Here is a 17,880-nt window from a genome sequence, read left to right on the forward strand (position 1 = left end):
CGGCCCCACCTCACGATCAACTACCCGGGGTGACGAAACCCGACACGTGCAGTGAGAACGCGCGCAACGTGCCGGTGTCCCGGTTGGCGGTGTCCCGCACATGGAAGGTCCACGTGCCGTCCGCGGCACCGAGCGCACCTTCAAGCGGCTGGTACGGCCGCCAGGAGCCGGTGTACGGCGCGTTGTCGGACGTGGCACTGCTGATCGCCTGCGCGGCGGTGTCGTCGAAGACCGCCTTGCAGATGTTGTGCCCGTTGGCACCGTTGCCGGAGAACACCGTGACCGTGGCACCGGTCGGCGAGCGCAACGTGCCGACGAGGTCGCTCACGAACGTGTGGTCGATGCCGACAGTGGTGGCGCCCGTGTCCGTGGTGCATTGCGTGCCGTCGATCGAGAACGTCACGCGGCTGGCCGGGCCGATCCCGCTGACCTGGACCGGCACGGTCACGCCGGTCGGGTCGTTGTCCGGGATCGCCAGCGGTGCCCCGGTGTACGCGAAGTCGTGCACCACGGTCGACGGCTGGCCGACCTTGACGGGGAACCTGGCCGTGGTGGGCGACTGCGAACCGGCGAAGGTCACCTTGGCGTCCAGCAGGACCGGTGTGCCCAGCGGGTGGGTGGCCGGGACGGTGATCGTGTAGTTGTTGACCGCCGTCTGGCCCTTGTCGATCGAGCCGTAGGACTTCGAGCGCGGCGAGATCGTCACACCCGCGGTCGGCGACGTGAGCACGACGCTCGTGGACGCCGCCAAGCCGTCACCGCGGTTGGTCACAGGCAGGGTGACAGTCGCGGTGTCGCCCGGGTCGACGAAGGCTCCGCCGTCGTTGGCGCGCACGGTCGGCGCCTGCGCCTCGGCCAGCGGTTGCGGGCTCGCGCCCGTGTAGCCGAGAACCTTGTCGGCCAACAGGATTCCGGCGCCCGACCGGTTGTCGAACCCGGACTGTTCGATGTCGACGCTCGAGTTGACGAGCGCCTCGCGGACGTCCGCGGGCGAGATCCCCGGGTTGCCCGACAGCACGAGGCCCGCGATGGCCGCGGCGTGCGGCGCGGCGGCCGAGGTGCCGTAGAACGTCTCGAAGCCCGGTGCGGTCGTGCTCACGCCGTCGGCCGCGGTGATCTCGGGCTTCTGCCTGACCACGCCACCGGTCGACGAGACGTTGCCCGGCGTGACCGGGCTGCCGTCGGCGTTGTAGATGATCCGGCGCGGGCCGTCGGAGGTGAACCGCTCGACCTGGGACGCCGGCCCGAACGAGCCGGGGAACGGCCCCTTCGGGTTGGGCGGGTCACCCGGTTCGAGGTCGAACGGCAGCGGCGTCGCCGCCGGGGCGGCACCGACAGCGAAGGCGTCCTTGGCCGCCGCGTGCCCGAAGATCTGCCCCGGGGTGTTGTAGGCGGTCAGCACACCGGCGGTGTCCTTGAACCGCCCGCGCAGCGCGGACAACGACAGGTAACGGTTCTCGCCCTTGAACTTCACGATCGCCAGCCGCAGGCCCTGTCCACCGAAGCGGGGCGTCTGCACGCGCTCGTACGGATCCTGCGCGCCCTCCTGGACGTTCTGGCTCGCCGAGACGACGTTGCCGTTGCGGTCCACCAGGAACAGGTCGTAGTCGTTGCGCGACGCGCCGATCGGGTCCGACCAGTTCAGCAGGACGGGGACGTCCGCGGAGGACGCGTCGGAGATCGGCTGGTAGATCTGGACCCCGTTGGCACCGGCGAAGTTGTGCGCGGTACCCGCCCACTTGCCGATCGGCAGACCGGAGTCGACGAAGTCGCCTTCCCAGTGCGCGGCGGTGCCGTCGGTGACGTTGCCCTCGTTGCCCGCGGAGGAGAAGTACAACGCGCCCGCGGCGGTCACGTCGTTCACGGCCTGGGCGATGATCCAGTCCTGGAACACCGATTCCTTGAAGTACACGACGTCGTCGACGATGATGTCGCACTTGGCGTCGAAACGCAGTTTCCGGATGTTGTCGGCGAAACTGGCGTCGGACCGGAACGCGGTGGCGAAGCCGAGCCGGGCGTTGGGGATCAGGTCGTGGATGATCTCGAGCATCGCGGTGCCCTCGTCACCGGAGCCGCCCTCGCCCGGCAGCACGTCCACAGCGGGCAGTTCCCCGGCCGCCTGCGAAGCGCGCAGCGAGTCGATGCCGTCGGACAGTGCGCAGATCTTGACACCGACCCCGGTGACGCCGAACTGCTGACGGGCCTTGTCGGCGTTGTGCGCGCGGTCGCCCTCACTGACCACGGGCTCGGCCTTGACCGACAACGCGGTCGCCGCCCGGGCGGCGACCTCCTTGGCCTTGGCTTCCTTGCTGGGCTTGTCCTTGGCACCCTTCTGCCCGTTGGGTGCGGCCATCTGCCGCGCGGTCATCGCACCGACAGCGGGCTCGACGAACCTCACGTCCTTGCGCGCGGCGACACTCTCGACCGCGTCGACGGGGATCTCCGCCCGGACCGAGCCGTAACGCTCGGACACCGACCGGATGCCCGCGCCGACCTTGCGCAGGTGGTCGAGCAGATCGGCGGACGCCGTGCCCCGGATGTCCACAGTGACCCGGTCGGCGGCCACACCGGTCTGCAGTGCGGGCAGGGCGGCCCGCAGGCCGCGGCCCGCGGCCTCGGCGCCCCGCTTGGCGATGACCAGCGAGGTGTCCAGCTTGGATTCGGTCGGCGTCTGCGAGCGCTTGAGCTCCTGCAGCGCGGAAATCTGCTTGGCGGCGTTGGCGGTGGCGTCGGCAGGTGCCTTGCCCGCCGGATCAGGCCCGGCGTAAGCGGGTGTGACGATGCTGAGCGAAAGCAGAACTCCCAGTGACGCGGCTAAGAATCTTCGATTCAGCCGAATGGCTGCACGCACTAGTCCCCTCCCAGTACTCCGACGCGTGCCCCGACACACGCGGACGATCCCGGATGAACCCCGGATCGCGCAGACGTTATGTCGCGGGAACACTCAGGGAATAGCAGCCGTATGAGTGACACACGTGCCACCGGCGGTCACGCACCGAAACCTACTCAGGAGAACCACCGAACCTTCGGCGGGTACAGCACACACCCGACCAGGACTACGTTTCCGACATGGCAGCACAAAGGTGGCATTCGGTCACGCTGGCACTGATCGCGGCAGGCACCATCCCGCTCCCCGCGGCACAGACAGCGCAAGCGGCGCGACGGCCACCCTGTGCGGAGCTGGTGACGGGCACGGGAGACGAACTGCACCCCGAGGGGATCGCCTACGACCCCAACGAAAACCGGTTCCTGATCGGCTCGGTGACCCGCGGAACGGTCTCGACAGTACGACCGGACGGCTCAGCCCGAACGGTGGTGAAGGACCCGAAGCTGATCACCACCATGGGCCTCACAGTGGACGCGAGAAGAGGACGCCTCCTCGCGGTGAACGGCGACATAGGCATAGCCGACGGCTCGACACCGGAAACGAACGGAAAGACAGCAGGCCTGGGAATCTACGACCTGAGAACAGGCAGGCAAATCCGATACGTGGACCTCGGCGCCCTGGACCCCCAGCGCCCCCACTTCGGAAACGACGTGGCACTGGCCCCAGACGGAACAGCGTACGTGACGGACTCCAGAAGCGGAGCGATCTACCGCGTACCGGTCCACGGAAACCCGACAGTCCTGGTACGCGACGACAGGCTGATGCCAGCAGGAGCAGGAAACGGAGCGAACGGAATAGTCCTGCACCCCAAGGAATTCCTGCTCGTAGCCCACTCTTCCGGCCGCACCCTGTGGCGAATCCCGCTGCACAAGCCAGAAACCCTGGCCCAGGTGACGACGAACGAGTCTCCGGGAGCCCTGGACGGCCTCCTGCTGTCCAACCACAACACACTGGACGGCATAGACAACACCCGAACCAACACCCGCCTACTCCGCCTGACCACAACGGACGACTGGAAGACGGCAACGGTCAAAACCCAGATACCGTGGCCGGACCCAGCCCCGACAACCATGGCGCGAGGACGGTGCGGAACGTACGTACTGACCGGAAGACTGGACCTACTGCTCAGCGGAACAAGATCAAAAGAGTTCCGCCTACGAGCACTGCGGTTCTGACCAGAACCCCTAAGAGCCCAAACCCAAGAACGGCGCCGATTTTACATGGGTGGGGGTGGCCATAAGCTTTCCGGCGCGGAGAGCCCCGTCAGTGTGGCAAGGTCCGCGCCTTGACCTATGTCAAATCGGCGCCGCCCCGGCCCCGGACAGACCTGAAGAAGCCTCAAAGAACGAAAGCATCAGACCAAGGCTGAGCACTCCGACCAGACAGAGCATCCATAAGAGACACAGCCTGCTTGTCGGTCAAAGAAGAAACGAAATCCACAACAGCCCGCCCCCGAGCCAAACCGTGCACAGCATCAGGCCCCTGAGGAGCCTCCCCAGTAGCCCCAACCAGAACAGCGGGCTCCGACCGAGCCAGAGCCTCATATTCCGAAGTGGCCAACTCGACGAGATCATGCAGCCGACGAGGCAGCCGCCCAGCCTCGAACCGATCCCCCAACCACTGATCGAGAGCCTCGACGAGCTTGGTGATCAACCGAGCCTGCCCCCGCTGGTGCAAAGCCAGATCCGGCCGCAGCAACACGAACCGCCGGTGCAGGAACTTCAAAACCTGAACCTCGTGCCACTGCTCCCCACCGAGCATCACGTGCCCCGACCGCGTCGGCGGATCCGCGACAACGGACATCTCGTCGACCAACCGAGAAGTCCACCTCAGAGAGAACTGCGTAACAGCCTGCTCAGCCTCGACCGACCCGTCAAAAGGCGTCGACAGCAACTCGTCGACCAACTCGGACCGAACCCGAGCGACAGCAGCGTGAAAAGCCTCATCGCTGACGATCCACGAGTCCTTCTCGTGCATCCGCCGCCGCACCAGCTCCAACGACCGCCCAGGCATCCGGGCCTGCCGCCGGACCTCCTCATCGGACAGCCACGCCAGCGTCGCGGCATCGGCCTGCCACTGCCCCAGTTCGGCCGCGACGGGAGCGTGTTGCAGCACACCGATCCGGTGGAAGTCCGTGATGTCGTGGATGGCGTAGGCGATGTCGTCGGCCGTGTCCATCACGGACGCCTCGATGGTCTGCTGCCAGTCGGCCAGCCTGCCGTCGAAAGCCGACCGCGCCTGCTCGAGGTCATCGAGTTCGGTCACGTAGGCCGAGAACTTCGCGGACCCGGTCCCCGGGGCGTCCGACGGCTCGGATGCGCCGCGGGGCGGCTCGTCCATGAACCGGGGGTGCGGCTCGGGGTGGTGCAGCCGCGTCCACGGATACTTCAGCATCGCGGCACGCACGGCGGCGGTCAGATCCAGCCCCACCGCCGACGGTCCGCCGACATCCGTCGTCGTCACGATCCGGAACGTCTGCGCGTTGCCCTCGAATCCGTCGGCCAACGCGAAGCGATGCCTGGCCAGCCGGTCGAGCACCTGCTCACCCAGATGCCCGAACGGCGGATGCCCGAGGTCGTGGGCGAGCGCGGCGGCCTCGACGACGTCCGGGTCGCAGCCGCCGAGCGCGTCGATCAGCGCCGCGTACTCCGGCGCGGCGCGCAGTCGTTCCGCGATCGCCCGCGCCACCTGTGCGACCTTGACGCTGTGGGTCAGCCGGTTGTGCAGCAGGCCGGAGCCGCTCGCGCTGACCACCTGGGTGACACCGCCGAGACGCGCGAAGAACGGCGATCCCGCCACCCGGTCCCTGTCCACCCGGAACGGGCTGGCCGCCAGGTCGAACGCTGCCGCGGGCGCTGCGTGTGAGCGCCGCTCCTCTCTCGGATCACTCATGGCAGCACGGTACTAGGACCAGCTCACTGGACCTCCCGCGACGACGCTCCGACACGGCGTGGTCCAATCGGGATATGCCCGACGTCTTGATCGCGGGCGCCGGGCCGTCGGGGTGGGCGCTCGCCGCGCACTGTGCCCGGCTCGGGCTGGAGACCACGATCGTGGCGCCGCAGCCGCTGCGCAGGTGGCCCGCGACCTACGGCCTGTGGGGTGATGAGCTGGCGTTGCTGCCGCCGGACGTCACCGCGGCCGAGCCGAAGGTCGTCAAGGCGTACACCAGCAGGGAGCACGTGATTCCCCGGCGCTACGCCATCCTGGACAACGAGCGGCTGATGGCCGCGCTGAGCAAGAACGTCTCGGTGGTCAGCGGCCGCGTCGTCGACGCGGCAGACGGAACGCTCCAACTCGCGGACGGCAGGGTCCTCACCGCGAGAACCGTCGTGAACGCGATGGGTTCACGCGGCGGCACGGCCGAGCAGACCGCGTACGGGATCACCGTCCCCGAGGAGGTCGCCGCGCCCGTCGTCGCGCCGGGCGAGGCGATCTTCATGGACTGGCGGTCGGAACACAACACGTTCCTCTACGCGATGCCACTCGGCGGCGGCAAAGTGCTGCTCGAGGAGACGGCATTGGCCCGTCGCCCGGCAATGGATTTCCGAACGCTGCGACTCGCACTGGCCGAACGCCTCGCGTCGTACGGGATAAAGATCGACATGGCCGATGTCGAACGCGTGCGTTTCCCACTCGATGTGCCGAAGCCGAAACGCGAGCGAGTGCTCCCATTCGGCGCGGCCGCCGGATTCGTCCACCCCGCCGCCGGATACAGCGTGGGCGAGGCATTCCGGCTGGCGCCGATGATCGCCGCGGCGATCGCGGCAGGCGAAGACCCCTGGCCATCACTGTGGTCGCCCCGCGCGCGACTGGTGCATTTCCTCAGGCACTGCGGCCTCGAAACACTGTTGTCACTCTCCGCAGCCGAGACGCTACGTTTCTTCGAGTTATTTTTTGACCTACCACCCGATGCTCAGCGTGGCTATCTTTCCGGCCGGGACGACCCGGGCGCGACGATCGCCGCAATGCTGCGCATCTTCCGGAAAGCATCCGGTCGGACACGCATGGTGTGCGCCAAATCGGTGATTGTCCGAGTCAGGCACGTGAACACTCGGTGACGAATTCGTCGAAACGGGCACTCGTTCGGCAGTATGTGTTCCGTGTCCGCGACGCAAGAAGTGAACTTCGCGTTCCAGCCGTTGCTCAGCACACGTACTGGCCGCGTCATCGCCATCGAGGCGCTCCCCGTGCCGTCGTCCGGCAACATCCACGGCCTGCTCAAGGCCGCGGGCCGGGCGGGACAGCTGACAAAAACCGACATCGCCCTCGCCGGGCACGCGCTGCTCGCCGCCGATGGCCAGGACCCGGCGATTCCGCTGCACGTCAACATCCTGGCGTCGACGGCGGCCCGCACCGACGAGCTGCTGCACCAGCTGCTGCCGGTGCTGCGGCACACCAAGCGGCACAGCAGGGACGTCGTCTTCGAGATCGGCACACCGTTCTGCCAGGCGCGCCGGGCCGACCTGCTCGCGGGCATCGTGAAGCTGCGAGCCGAGGGCTTCCGGATCGCGCTGGACGGCATCGGCGACGGTGACGTACCGCTGGCGCTGCTCGCCGAGGCCGCGCCGGACATGGTCAAGATCCAGTCGAAGCTGCTGGCCAACCCCGACGACGCGGCCACCATGGCGATGCTCGACGCGCTCGTGCGCCTCGCGGCGCGCACCGAATCACGCCTCGCCGCGGTCAACGTGACCAACGACAGCCAGCTGGCCACGTTGAGCAGGCTCGGCGTGCGGGTGGCGCAAGGCGAGTACCTCGCCGACTCGATCGACGACCCGAAACGCACCCAGGCGCTCGCCGAGGCCGCGGAGCGGCGGGTCACCGCCGTGCAGCCGCCGAAGGTCACCGACTTCCTGCACCCCGCGCTGATGTTGCCGGTGACCGCGACCGCCGAGGAGGTCCGCGCCACGCTCGCCGAGCGCCCGGACGTCAACGGCATCGTCCTGGTCGACGAGGCGTGGCGGCCGCAGTGGTCCATCGACCGCAGCCGGTTCCTGCTGATCGTCGCCGGACCGTACGGACACGCGCTGCACGCCAAGCGCGCCGCGGCCAGGCACGCGGACCGGCCGCTGCTGATCGACCGCGAGGCGACCGGCATGGAGTTGCTCGAACTGGTCGGCGACACCGACTGGGAACGCACCGGCGACGACGTCGTGGTCACCGACGAGGGCGGCCGGTGCGTCGGCATCGTCCGGGCGAGCGACGTCATCCGCGGTGTCGCGGACATGAAGGTGGAGCAGGCCGTCTCGCTCAACCCGCTGACCAGGCTGCCGGGCACGGACGCGATCGCGCGCGAGGTCGACCGGCGGATCTCCGACGGCGAGATGTTCGTCATCGCGTGGCTGGACGTGGACGCGTTCAAGACCGTCAACGACTCGCTCGGCTTCGCCGCCGGTGACGACCTGATCAGGATGTTCGGCCGCACAGTCACCGACGCGTCGTCGACCATGCCCAACGTGCTCGTCGGCCACGTCGGCGGTGACGACTTCCTGCTGGTCACCGACCTCGACGAGATCTCCACGCTCGCCGGGGTGCTGCTGGACAACGAGTGGTCAGCCGAGGGCATGCCGGTCACGGTGTCGATCGCGTCCCTGTTGTGCGCCGTGAACAGCGTTACCTCCTACCGTGAGGCGTCGGCACTGCTCGCGCCGCTGAAGAAGCAGGCGAAGTCCGTCCCCGGGGCGAGCTGGGTGCTGGGACGGCCGGGATCCGACCGGGTGGACGTGCTGCGCGGCCGTGCCGCACGGGGGCAGGTGGCGCAGCCCGTGGCGTAGCGATCTTCGGCGCGACCACAACTTTCGAAACTTCCCGTCAGGTGCTAACGAACCCACCAGAAAACCGATCAGTGTGGAAAAGGTTGGCACGAGCAGAGGGAGTTGTGGCCCTGGATCGCGGGCCATTCAGGGGGAGCAATGGACCGTTTGACCGACGGCTCCGATCTCGTCGAGGTTCTCGGCGACTGGACGAGCACGTCTGCCGGGCGGGCGCCGCTGTACCGGAGGTTGGCCGAGGCTGTGCGCCGGGCCATCCACGCAGGTGATCTGCATGCCGGTGAACGGTTGCCGTCCGAGCGTGATCTGGCGCGAGCTCTTGCGGTGAGCCGCGCGACCGTGGTGTCTGCGTACGACGAGCTGCGCTCCATCGGCCTGGTCGACAGCAGACGTGGCAGTGGGACGCGGGTGGTCAGACCGCCCGGGTTCCGGCCGAGTGTGGAGGGGCGGGTCCTCGGCCGGGCGACACCGATCATCAACCGCGCCACCGAAGGGCCAGGCGAGATCATCTCGCTGGCCAGAGCCTACGACCCCGGCGCGCCGCACCTGCGCGGAGCGCTGCTCGACCTGGTGCACGCGGATCTGCCCGCGCTGCTCAACGGGTCGGGCTACCACCCCGCCGGGCTGCCGGAGCTGCGTTCGGCCGTCGCGGCCCACCTGACCAGCACCGGGCTGGCCACCGAACCCAAACAGGTGGTCGTCACCACCGGCGCCCAGCAGGCGATCGGCCTGATCACCCAGATGTACCTGCGGCGCGGCTGGACGGCTGTGGTGGAGACACCGAGCTGGCCCGGCTGTCTGGACGTGCTCAGGGCGACCGGTGTCCGCCTGGTCGGCGTGGACCTGGACAGCGAGGGCATCCGCGCGGACGTGCTGAGCCGTGTGATGGCCGAGCACCAGCCGGACCTGTTGTACGTCATGCCGACGTACCACAACCCGACCGGTGTGCTGATGTCCACGAGCAGGCGCAGGCGGATCGTGGAACTGGCCGCGCGGTACGCCGTACCGGTCGTGGAGGACCACGCGTACACCATCGGCGCCGCCGAGGGCGCTCCACCGCCGATCGCCGCTTTCGCGGGAACCAACGCGGAAGTGCTCACGATCGGGTCGCTGGCCAAGTCGGTGTGGGCGGGTCTGCGGGTCGGCTGGGTGCGGTCGTCCATCGAGACCGCTGAGCGACTGGCCCGGCACAAGGCGCTGGCCGACCTCGGCAGCCCGGTGCTCGACCAGGCACTGGCGGCGCGGCTGTTGCCGCAACTGCCCGACCTGGCCAGCGCCAGGATCAGCCAGCTGCGCGAACGGCTCGGCCGGGTGCGTGAGCTGTTGACCCACAACCTGCCCGAATGGCGGTGGCGCACACCGGACGGCGGATCCGCGCTGTGGATCGAACTGCCCGGCACCGACGCCCGGATCTTCGCGCAGACCGCGCTGCGGCACGGGGTCGAAGTGGTGCCCGGCGCGGCCACGGACCCGTCCGGCGCGCACGACAACTTCATCCGTTTCCCGTTCGCGTTCCCCGACGACGTGCTCACCGAACTGGTCAACCGCCTCAGCAAGGCGTGGGCGGAGGGCAGACGCGGCTAGGTCGTGTCCCAGCTACCCGAGTTCTAGCTGGGAGTCACGAACCCCGATTCGTAGGCGGTGATCACGGCCTGGGTCCGGTCGCGGGCGTGCAGCTTCGACAGCACGTTGCCCACATGCGTTTTCACCGTCTGCACACTGACGAACAACCGGTCCGATATCTCCACATTGGACAACCCGGTGGCCATCAGCCTGAGCACCTCGGCCTCCCGGTCGGTCAGACCTGCCTCCCGCAGGCCTGACCGACCGGGTTCCAGTCCGCGCTGCCCGGCCAGCAGCCGGATCTTGTCGGGGAACAGCAGCGAATCACCGGCCACGACCACCCTGACCGCCCGCACGATCTCCGCCGGACGGGCCCGTTTGAGCAGGAAACCGTTGGCTCCGGCGCGAAGGGCGTCGTAGACGTAGTCGTCGTTCTCGAACGTCGTCACGACGATGATCTTCGGCGGCTCGGCCACCCGGTCGATGAGGTGCCGGGTCGCCTGGATCCCGTCCACCGCGGGCATCCGCACGTCCATCAGCACCACGTCCGGCGCGAGCCTGGTGACCAGCGGCAGCACGTCGGCACCGTCGTCGGCCTCACCGACGACCTCGAGGTCCGGCTCGGCGTCGATGATCGCCCGCAGGCCCGCCCTGATCAGCTCCTCGTCGTCGACGAGCAGCACCTTGACGCTCACAGTACCTTCCTCACAGCCCCGTCCTCACAGCAACGATCACAGGGGAATCCTCGCTCTCACCCGCCACGTCCCGTCGTCGGGACCGGCCTCGATCTGTCCACGTAGGACGGCAACGCGCTCGCGCATGCCCGGGATGCCCCGCCCGCCCCGGCCCGTGGGCGGCCGTCCGGTCAGCGGGTTGGCCGCCTCCACCCGCAACGCTTCCGGACTCGCTGCCAGGCTCAGCGTCACGGTGACGGCACCCTCGACCCTTCCCGCGTGCTTCAACGCGTTCGTCAGGCACTCCTGCACGATCCGGTACGCCTCGGTCGACACCGCGAAGGGCACCCCGGCCAGGTCACCGGTGATCCTCGTCTCGACCGCCACCCCGGACAACCGCATTGTCTCAAGCAGCTGCTCCAGATCCGCCAGCGTGTGCTGCGGCTGCGTGCCCGGCTGGTCCTCCCTGAGCAGGCCGAGCACGTGGTCGAGATCGGCGAGCGCGCCGCGGGCGGACTCCTCGATCGCCGACAGCGCGCGCTTGGCGAACCGCGGATCGGCGTCCAGCACCCGGCCCGCGGCGCTGGCCTGGATGGTGACCACGCTCAGCGCGTGCCCGACCGAGTCGTGCAGTTCCCTGGCCAGGCGGTTGCGTTCGGCGAGTTGTTCGGCGCGCCGGGTCAGCTCGGCGAGGTGGTCGGCGGGCGTCGGGCCGAGCAGCACCTGCGAGAGCTTGGTCATCCCCACTCCGGCCAGGTTCACCAGGTGCACCAGCAGGACCGTCACGACCACGGAGACGGCCGGGATCCACGCCGACTGCCACCCGACCGGCACCCGGACCGGCGTGTTCTGCACGATCAGCCATTCCCCGGTGAACGGCGCGAGGAACGACTGCAGCATGCCGATCGGGACGAACAGCGTGCAGCCGCCGACGACCGCGCCGACGACGATGTGCACCAGGAACCACTGGCACGTCTTCCACCGGGCCTCCAGGTTGGTGGCACGCAGGGACGCCTGCGCCGGAACCCCCGGGCCGAGCAGTTCACGCGCGGCGGTTCCCTCGACGACCCGCACGGCGGGGATGAACGACGTACCGGCCGCCCACACGACGATGGCGAGCGCCATGGTCACGGCGACGACCAGTGGTTGCTCCGCGGTGTCGGTGGGCAGCAGCATGCCGAGCACCGGCGGCACGATCGCGAAGCCCGCGAGCGCGAACGGGACGATGAGGGTCGCGCCCAGCACGAAATAGGTCCAGCGCCGATACGTCAGCCGCCTGCCGACCGGCCCGAAGACCGCCCTGATCACTCCCGCCACGACCAGATCCTCACATGCCCGCGGACGAGGCGACTCACTCCCAGGCGTGAACCGGGTCCACCCCGGGATGTGATTGGGTCTGCGGCATGCAGGTCGTGTTCTACTTGATCGCGGGCGCCACGACACTGGTGCTGTCCGCGTGGATCCTGGTCGCCGGGGCCCGCAAGGTCCTCGGTGTCCGCGTCGGCACGATCCGGGCGGTGATCGCGGCCTTCGCGGCGTGGAGCGTCGCCGGGTTCGTCGCCGCGCGGGTACCGAAGTACTACTCGGAAGGCAACGAGGAAGCCTTCCTGCTGTTCATCATCCCGCTGTTCGGCGGCACGCTCCTCATCGCGGTCGCGATCCTGTTCGTGCTCGAGGTGATGAAGCCGAGTGGTACCGGGATGTGGTTCGTCGGCGGGCTGCGCGCCATCCCCGGCCGGATCAGCCGGGCCAGGCGGTACTCCAGGATCACCCGCGTCGCGATCAAGCACGGCCTCGGCCCGGCGCTGCGCGGCAGGCTGCGCACCAACGACCCGGTGAAACGCGCCCAGGTCGCCCGGTCGTTGCGCAAGGCGCTCGAGGAAGCGGGCGTCACGTTCGTCAAGCTCGGCCAGGTCCTGTCCACCAGGGCCGACCTGCTGCCCGCCGAGTTCGTCGAGGAGCTGAGCAGGCTGCAGGACCAGGTCTCCCCCGCCCCGCGCGAGCAGATCGACGCCGTGCTGCGCGAGGAACTCGGCGACCCGGATCAGGTGTTCCGCGAGATCGGCACCGCTCCCCTGGCCAGCGCGTCGGTGGCGCAGGTCTACAAGGCGACGCTGGCTGACGGCACGGACGCGGTGGTGAAGGTGCAGCGGCCGGGCATCCGCTCGATCGTGGAACGCGACCTCGACATCATGTACCGCCTGGCGAACACGCTGGAGGAGCGCACGCAGTGGGCGCGCAGGCTCGGCGTGCTCGCCCTCGCCGACGGGTTCGCCAAGGCGCTGCTGGAGGAACTCGACTTCCGGGGCGAGGCCAAGAACATCCAGGCCGTCGCGGCCGACACCACAGTCCGCGTGCCCGTCGTGCACCGCGCGACGACCCGCGTGCTGATCATGGACAGGCTGGCGGGCACGCCGTTGGGTTCGGCGGGCGCGCAGATCGACGCGCGCGGGCTCGACCGCGACGAACTGGCCCGGTCGCTGCTGCACTGCTTGCTGCGCCAGGTGATGCGCAACGGCGTGTTCCACGCGGACCCGCACCCCGGCAACGTGATGCTGCTGGACAACGGGCAACTCGGCCTGCTGGACTTCGGCTCGGTCGGCAGGCTGGACGGTTCGCTGCGCACCGGCCTGCAGAACCTGCTGGTCGCCATCGACCGCGGCGACCCGGCCGCGCTGCGCGACGGGCTGCTCGAAGTGGTGTCCCGGCCGGACGACATCGACGAGCTGAAGCTGGAACGGGCACTGGGCCAGTTCATCGCCCGGCACTTCACCGGCGGCGCCGCCCCGGACGTGGAGATGTTCACCGACCTGTTCCGCCTGGTGACGGCGTACGGCCTGAGCGTGCCGCCGGAGATCGCCGCGGTGTTCCGCGCACTGGCCACAATGGAGGGAACGCTCGCCGGGCTCGCGCCGGGGTTCAACATCGTCGTCGAGTCCCGCTCGTACGCCTCGATCCGGCTGACCGAGCAGATGGACCCGGCGTCGCTGCGCAAGACCGCGACCGAGGAACTGCTGACGCTGCTGCCGGTGCTGCGGCGGTTGCCGCGCAGGATCGACCGGATCGGTGGCGCGCTGGAGGAAGGCAGGCTGTCGGTCAACGTGCGGCTGTTCGCCGACGAACGGGACCGCAAGATGATCACCAGCATCGTGCACCAGGTGCTGCTGGCTTTCATCGGCGCGACAACGGGAATCATGGCAGTCCTGCTGCTGGGCACGACCGGCGGGCCACGGCTGGCCAACGACATCACGTTGTACCAGGTGTTCGGCTACAACCTCCTGGTGATCAGCATCCTCATCGGACTCCGCCTCCTCTTCACCGTCTTCCGCAACCAGCGCTGAAAGGGTCGTGAGTGGTTGGCCGTGTTAGCTTGTCGATGATCTACATAAGTCGGATAAGAACGGCGACGTGTGCTGGACCATCCCTTTCGGACGTTCCCCCCGTTACCGACCGTGCGGAACGTTTCATCCGGCCGTGCGTCCACGCCATGCTCGCGGTGGGTGTCGCGTCCGTCGGCCAGTGCCCGACGATGGATGTTGTTGGCCCACATCCGAACAGGGAGTTGTCCTCATGCGTCGATTCATCCTGACGGTCATGCTCGTGCTGGGCGTGGCGGTCAGCGCACCCGGTTTCGCGGCGGCCAGCCCACCGCCCGCTGTCTCGCCGTCGCACGGCGGTCATGTCCGCGACGATGGGCAGGTTCAGGGCTGGATCCAGGCACCGATCTTCTTCGACACGGAAGCGGAATGCGCGGCGCATGGCAAGCGGGGCGTCCCGCAGTCGTGGGAGAACTACGACTGCCGCTACCGGAACGGCGAATGGGAGTTGTGGGTCTACAACTCCAGCGGGGTCACCGACGGCGGGTGGAGGTTCCTCGCCGCGTACCACACATACACACGCTGCCTGCGCGAGGGATTCGTTCTCGTGAACACCGGTGCCATGGAGTTCAAGTGCACGCGCGAGCACGGCACGCACCGGTGGCACTTGTGGGGCTTGTACCCGCGCTGACCGAAACCCAAGAAGGATGCCGGGCATGACGCAGGGTCAGATGAAGATCACGAAGGTTACGTGGCGGACCTGAGCTTGTCCTTCAAGGCCCAGCAGGGGTTTCAAGCACCGCATTTGATCATGAACGGTCCGGCACTCACGAGGTTGACCAGCGCTGGGTGAACAGGTCCATTGTGGGCTCTTCACCGGGTAGGGGCTGGTCGCCGGGGCGCAGGCCCGCGACCGCGATGGCGACCACTCGCCTCTGTGCGTTGCGGGCCGCGTCCAACATGTCCGCACGGCCCTGTTGCTGCAGGTGTTCGATCAGCGGGGACTTGCTGAGCTGTTCGACCAGCAGCAGCACGTCGACCGCGGTGACGTCCCGGCGCAGCACACCGGCTCGGTGCGCGCGGTCGATCAGTGCCTCGAACGCCTTGTCGGATCGGGTGTTCTTCTCGGTCATCTCATCGGTGAACGTCACCATCCCGGCCAGCGGCGCCAGTGACCCGGTCCGGACCGAGGTGCTGATGTAGTGCACGAGCCCGTTCCACGGATCCTCGTCGGCGAGGCCCTGTTCGGCGATCTCGGTCCACTCGTCCAGCGCGAGTTCGACCAGGTGCTGGAACAGCGCGGTTTTCGAGCTGTAGCGCCGGTACAGGCTGCCGATGCCGACGCCTGCCCTGGCCGCGATCGACGCGACGGACGTGTGCGCGCCGTCGACGGCGATGACTTCCCGCGCCGCTTCGAGCAGGGCGCGGTCGTTGCGTTCGGCTTCTGCGCGTCTGGCCATGGGTGTGATCGTAGTCGCTTGCGGAGCGATACGCTCCGGTCGTAACCTAACGGAGCGAAACACTCCGTTTGAAAGGGAACGATCATGGAAGACGTGAAGCAGGTCGTGCGGGACAGCGACAGGCACCAGGACAACCCGGACGGCTTCGCCGACCTCCTCGCCGATGACGCGAACCTGGTCAACATCGCCGGACGCAGGCTGCGCGGCCGGGAAGTCATCCGCGCCACCTACCGCAAGGCGATGGCCACGCCGCTCGGCCAGGTCCGGACCAGAATCGAGATCCATGACGCGTGGCTGGTGCTCCCCGACACCGCTGTCGTCGTGGCGACCAAACACGTCTCGGACGAGCGCGACGGCACGAACGTCCCGCTCCCCGAGCAGGGTGCCGTCACGTTCGTGCTGACCAAGCAGAACGGCACGTGGCTGATCGCCTCGATTCAGACGACGCCCATCAAGTAGCCGATCCGTTCGATGGTGCGGCGCGTGACCTGAGGGTCGCCGCACCCGTCCACCATCAGGATGTAGTGACCGATGCCGGACGCTCCTTCACGCAGGCGGTCAAGGCACTGCTCGGCCGTGCCGATCGGGCTGATCCGGATCAGGTGCTCGGTGTACTCGACCGGGTCGTGCGGCTTGCGCGGCCGATCATCCACCGCCACATAACCTTTCAGTCCCGGCTCCAGCCAGGTCGGCATGGCGGCCCGTAGTTCCGCCTCCGCCTGCTCACGACTGTCTGCGACGTGCGCGAGCACGGCGCCGATGTGGTTGTCCGCGCGGCCGCCCGCCCGCTCGTAGGCCTCGATCATCGCGGCCTTACCGGCTTCGTCGAGATCCATGCCCAGCAGCATCGGCAGGTCGCGGTCGGCGGCGATCCCGATCGTGCCCGGTGAGGTGCAAGCGACCGTCACCCGTGGCCGCCGCTCAGGCCTCGGCACCATCGGGACCGCGCGGAAGTCGAACCGGCCAGTACCCGCCACGGTCGGTTCGGACAAGCATTCGAGCAACAGGTCGAGGCTTTCGGCGAAGCCGTTCTCCCAGCGGTCCACGCCGGTGCCGAACACTTCGAGGTCACGCCACGGCCCGCCGCGGCCGACCCCGAGATGCAGCCTGCCACCGGACATCTGGTCCAGCATCGTCACCTGCTCGGCCAGCATGACCGGGTGCGTCGTGGACAACACGCTGACGGCCGTACCGACCGTGATCCTTTCCGTACGCCCCAACGCGTGCGCCGTGAAGGTGATCGCGGACGGGCACACGCCGTACGACATGAAGTGGTGCTCGGCGATCCACACGTCGTCGAACCCGGCCCGCTCGGCCCACACGACCGCGTCGCTCGCCCGGCCGAGCGCGTCGCGGTCGTCTTGTCCAGGGAACCGGCCAGCGAGGAGGAACACGCCCAGTCTCATGATGAGGCATACTGTCCCCCAAGACATCCGATGTCTCATGAGGGGTAATGGTGGCGGTAACCGACGACGCGATCCTGCGGGTCCGGGAAATGATCATGTCCGGCGAGCTGAAGCCGGGCGACCGGCTGCCGCGGGAAGCCGACCTCGCCGATCGCCTCGGCCTGTCGAGGAACTCGCTGCGTGAGGCCGTGCGGGCGTTGTCGCTGGTCAGGGTGCTCGACGTGCGCCAGGGCGACGGCACGTACGTCTCCAGCCTGCGCGCGGGCGAACTGCTCGGCGCGCTGTCGTTCGTGCTGGACCTGCACCGCAGCGAGGAGTCGGTGCTGGAGATGCTGGAGGTCCGCCGGATCCTCGAACCGGCCGCCACCGCGAGCGCCGCGCTGTCGGTGAGCCAGGAGGACATCGAGGAACTGCGCAAGCTCTGCGACGCCACCGAGCAGGCCGCGTCGGTCGAAGAACTCGTCGAGCACGACCTGCAGTTCCACCGTCGGATCGTGACCGCCGCGGGCAACAACTACCTCGCGCAACTGATGGACACCCTCGCCGGGCCGACGGTCCGCGTCCGGATCTGGCGCGGGATCTCACAGGGCGGCGCGGTCGACCGCACGGTCGCCGAGCACCGCGCGATCGTCGCCGCGCTGGAGGCGCGTCAGCCCGATCTTGCCCGCTCGTGGGCCACCGTGCACGTCGCCGGGGTCGAGCAGTGGCTGCGCGACTTGGGTTAATGGTCTGTCCGGTGGACTGAACCGTTCCAGGCTGGTTTCCCGGGGAATCGCGAGTTACTTTCGGGTAACCCTGC

At 68.4% G+C, this 17,880-nt stretch carries 14 protein-coding genes; 8 read left to right on the plus strand and 6 right to left on the minus strand.

Annotation, left to right across the window (positions count from 1 at the left end):
• Positions 1-16 precede the first annotated feature (16 nt).
• On the minus strand, positions 17-2,851 hold the full coding sequence (locus tag ALI144C_RS03970) for a S8 family serine peptidase (protein ID WP_076985619.1): 2,835 nt from the start codon (positions 2,849-2,851) through the stop codon (positions 17-19).
• 218 nt (positions 2,852-3,069) lie between these two features.
• Here ALI144C_RS03970 and ALI144C_RS03975 point away from each other — a divergent pair, with 218 nt between their 5' ends.
• On the plus strand, positions 3,070-4,062 hold the full coding sequence (locus tag ALI144C_RS03975) for an SMP-30/gluconolactonase/LRE family protein (RefSeq protein WP_076985620.1): 993 nt from the start codon (positions 3,070-3,072) through the stop codon (positions 4,060-4,062).
• Positions 4,063-4,225: 163 nt separating this feature from the next.
• On the opposite strand, the gene ALI144C_RS03980 is transcribed toward ALI144C_RS03975, so the two are convergent.
• Entirely contained in the window at positions 4,226-5,779 is a 1,554-nt protein-coding gene (locus ALI144C_RS03980) for a deoxyguanosinetriphosphate triphosphohydrolase family protein (RefSeq protein ID WP_076985621.1), read from the minus strand.
• A gap of 74 nt (positions 5,780-5,853) precedes the next feature.
• Here ALI144C_RS03980 and ALI144C_RS03985 point away from each other — a divergent pair, with 74 nt between their 5' ends.
• From ALI144C_RS03985 to yczR, 3 genes are all read left to right on the plus strand, one after another.
• Entirely contained in the window at positions 5,854-6,948 is a 1,095-nt protein-coding gene (locus tag ALI144C_RS03985) for a lycopene cyclase family protein (RefSeq protein WP_076985622.1), read from the plus strand.
• Positions 6,949-6,990: 42 nt separating this feature from the next.
• Positions 6,991-8,664 carry an EAL domain-containing protein gene (locus ALI144C_RS03990; RefSeq protein ID WP_237773963.1) on the plus strand — a complete coding sequence of 558 codons (1,674 nt, stop codon included), beginning with the start codon at positions 6,991-6,993 and terminating at the stop codon, positions 8,662-8,664.
• A 138-nt stretch (positions 8,665-8,802) separates the two neighbouring features.
• The gene (gene yczR, locus ALI144C_RS03995; protein ID WP_076985624.1) at positions 8,803-10,245 is read left to right on the plus strand and encodes a MocR-like transcription factor YczR; all 1,443 of its coding nucleotides are present in this window, start codon (positions 8,803-8,805) and stop codon (positions 10,243-10,245) included.
• Positions 10,246-10,268: 23 nt separating this feature from the next.
• On the opposite strand, the gene ALI144C_RS04000 is transcribed toward yczR, so the two are convergent.
• Together ALI144C_RS04000 and ALI144C_RS04005 are read right to left on the minus strand one after the other, a co-directional pair.
• Positions 10,269-10,919 carry a response regulator transcription factor gene (locus tag ALI144C_RS04000; protein ID WP_076985625.1) on the minus strand — a complete coding sequence of 217 codons (651 nt, stop codon included), beginning with the start codon at positions 10,917-10,919 and terminating at the stop codon, positions 10,269-10,271.
• Between the two features lie 36 nt (positions 10,920-10,955).
• Positions 10,956-12,215 (minus strand): sensor histidine kinase, encoded by a 1,260-nt coding sequence (locus tag ALI144C_RS04005; RefSeq protein ID WP_237773964.1) that lies wholly within the window; start codon positions 12,213-12,215, stop codon positions 10,956-10,958.
• Between the two features lie 86 nt (positions 12,216-12,301).
• Here ALI144C_RS04005 and ALI144C_RS04010 point away from each other — a divergent pair, with 86 nt between their 5' ends.
• Together ALI144C_RS04010 and ALI144C_RS04015 are read left to right on the plus strand one after the other, a co-directional pair.
• Positions 12,302-14,239 (plus strand): ABC1 kinase family protein, encoded by a 1,938-nt coding sequence (locus ALI144C_RS04010; protein ID WP_076985626.1) that lies wholly within the window; start codon positions 12,302-12,304, stop codon positions 14,237-14,239.
• Positions 14,240-14,468: 229 nt separating this feature from the next.
• Positions 14,469-14,906, plus strand: coding sequence for a hypothetical protein (locus ALI144C_RS04015; RefSeq protein ID WP_076985627.1), 438 nt, complete (start codon positions 14,469-14,471; stop codon positions 14,904-14,906).
• A gap of 136 nt (positions 14,907-15,042) precedes the next feature.
• Here the strand turns inward: ALI144C_RS04015 and ALI144C_RS04020 are convergent, their stop codons facing one another.
• Complete coding sequence (locus ALI144C_RS04020; RefSeq protein ID WP_076985628.1) at positions 15,043-15,675, minus strand: TetR/AcrR family transcriptional regulator; 633 nt, start codon at positions 15,673-15,675, stop codon at positions 15,043-15,045.
• A gap of 84 nt (positions 15,676-15,759) precedes the next feature.
• Between ALI144C_RS04020 and ALI144C_RS04025 the strand changes: the two genes are divergently transcribed.
• Positions 15,760-16,134, plus strand: a complete 375-nt coding sequence (locus ALI144C_RS04025) for an SgcJ/EcaC family oxidoreductase (protein WP_076985629.1) — start codon at positions 15,760-15,762, stop codon at positions 16,132-16,134.
• Here ALI144C_RS04025 and ALI144C_RS04030 read toward each other — a convergent pair.
• The gene (locus ALI144C_RS04030) at positions 16,113-17,081 is read right to left on the minus strand and encodes an LLM class flavin-dependent oxidoreductase (protein ID WP_083752691.1); all 969 of its coding nucleotides are present in this window, start codon (positions 17,079-17,081) and stop codon (positions 16,113-16,115) included. The two genes, ALI144C_RS04025 and ALI144C_RS04030, sit on opposite strands and share 22 nt — an antisense overlap.
• A 50-nt stretch (positions 17,082-17,131) precedes the next feature.
• Here ALI144C_RS04030 and ALI144C_RS04035 point away from each other — a divergent pair, with 50 nt between their 5' ends.
• Positions 17,132-17,806 (plus strand): FadR/GntR family transcriptional regulator, encoded by a 675-nt coding sequence (locus ALI144C_RS04035; RefSeq protein WP_076985683.1) that lies wholly within the window; start codon positions 17,132-17,134, stop codon positions 17,804-17,806.
• Positions 17,807-17,880: the final 74 nt, after the last annotated feature.

It is taken from the genome of Actinosynnema sp. ALI-1.44 (assembly GCF_001984155.1).
In the GTDB taxonomy this organism is placed as follows: Bacteria; Actinomycetota; Actinomycetes; order Mycobacteriales; family Pseudonocardiaceae; genus Kibdelosporangium.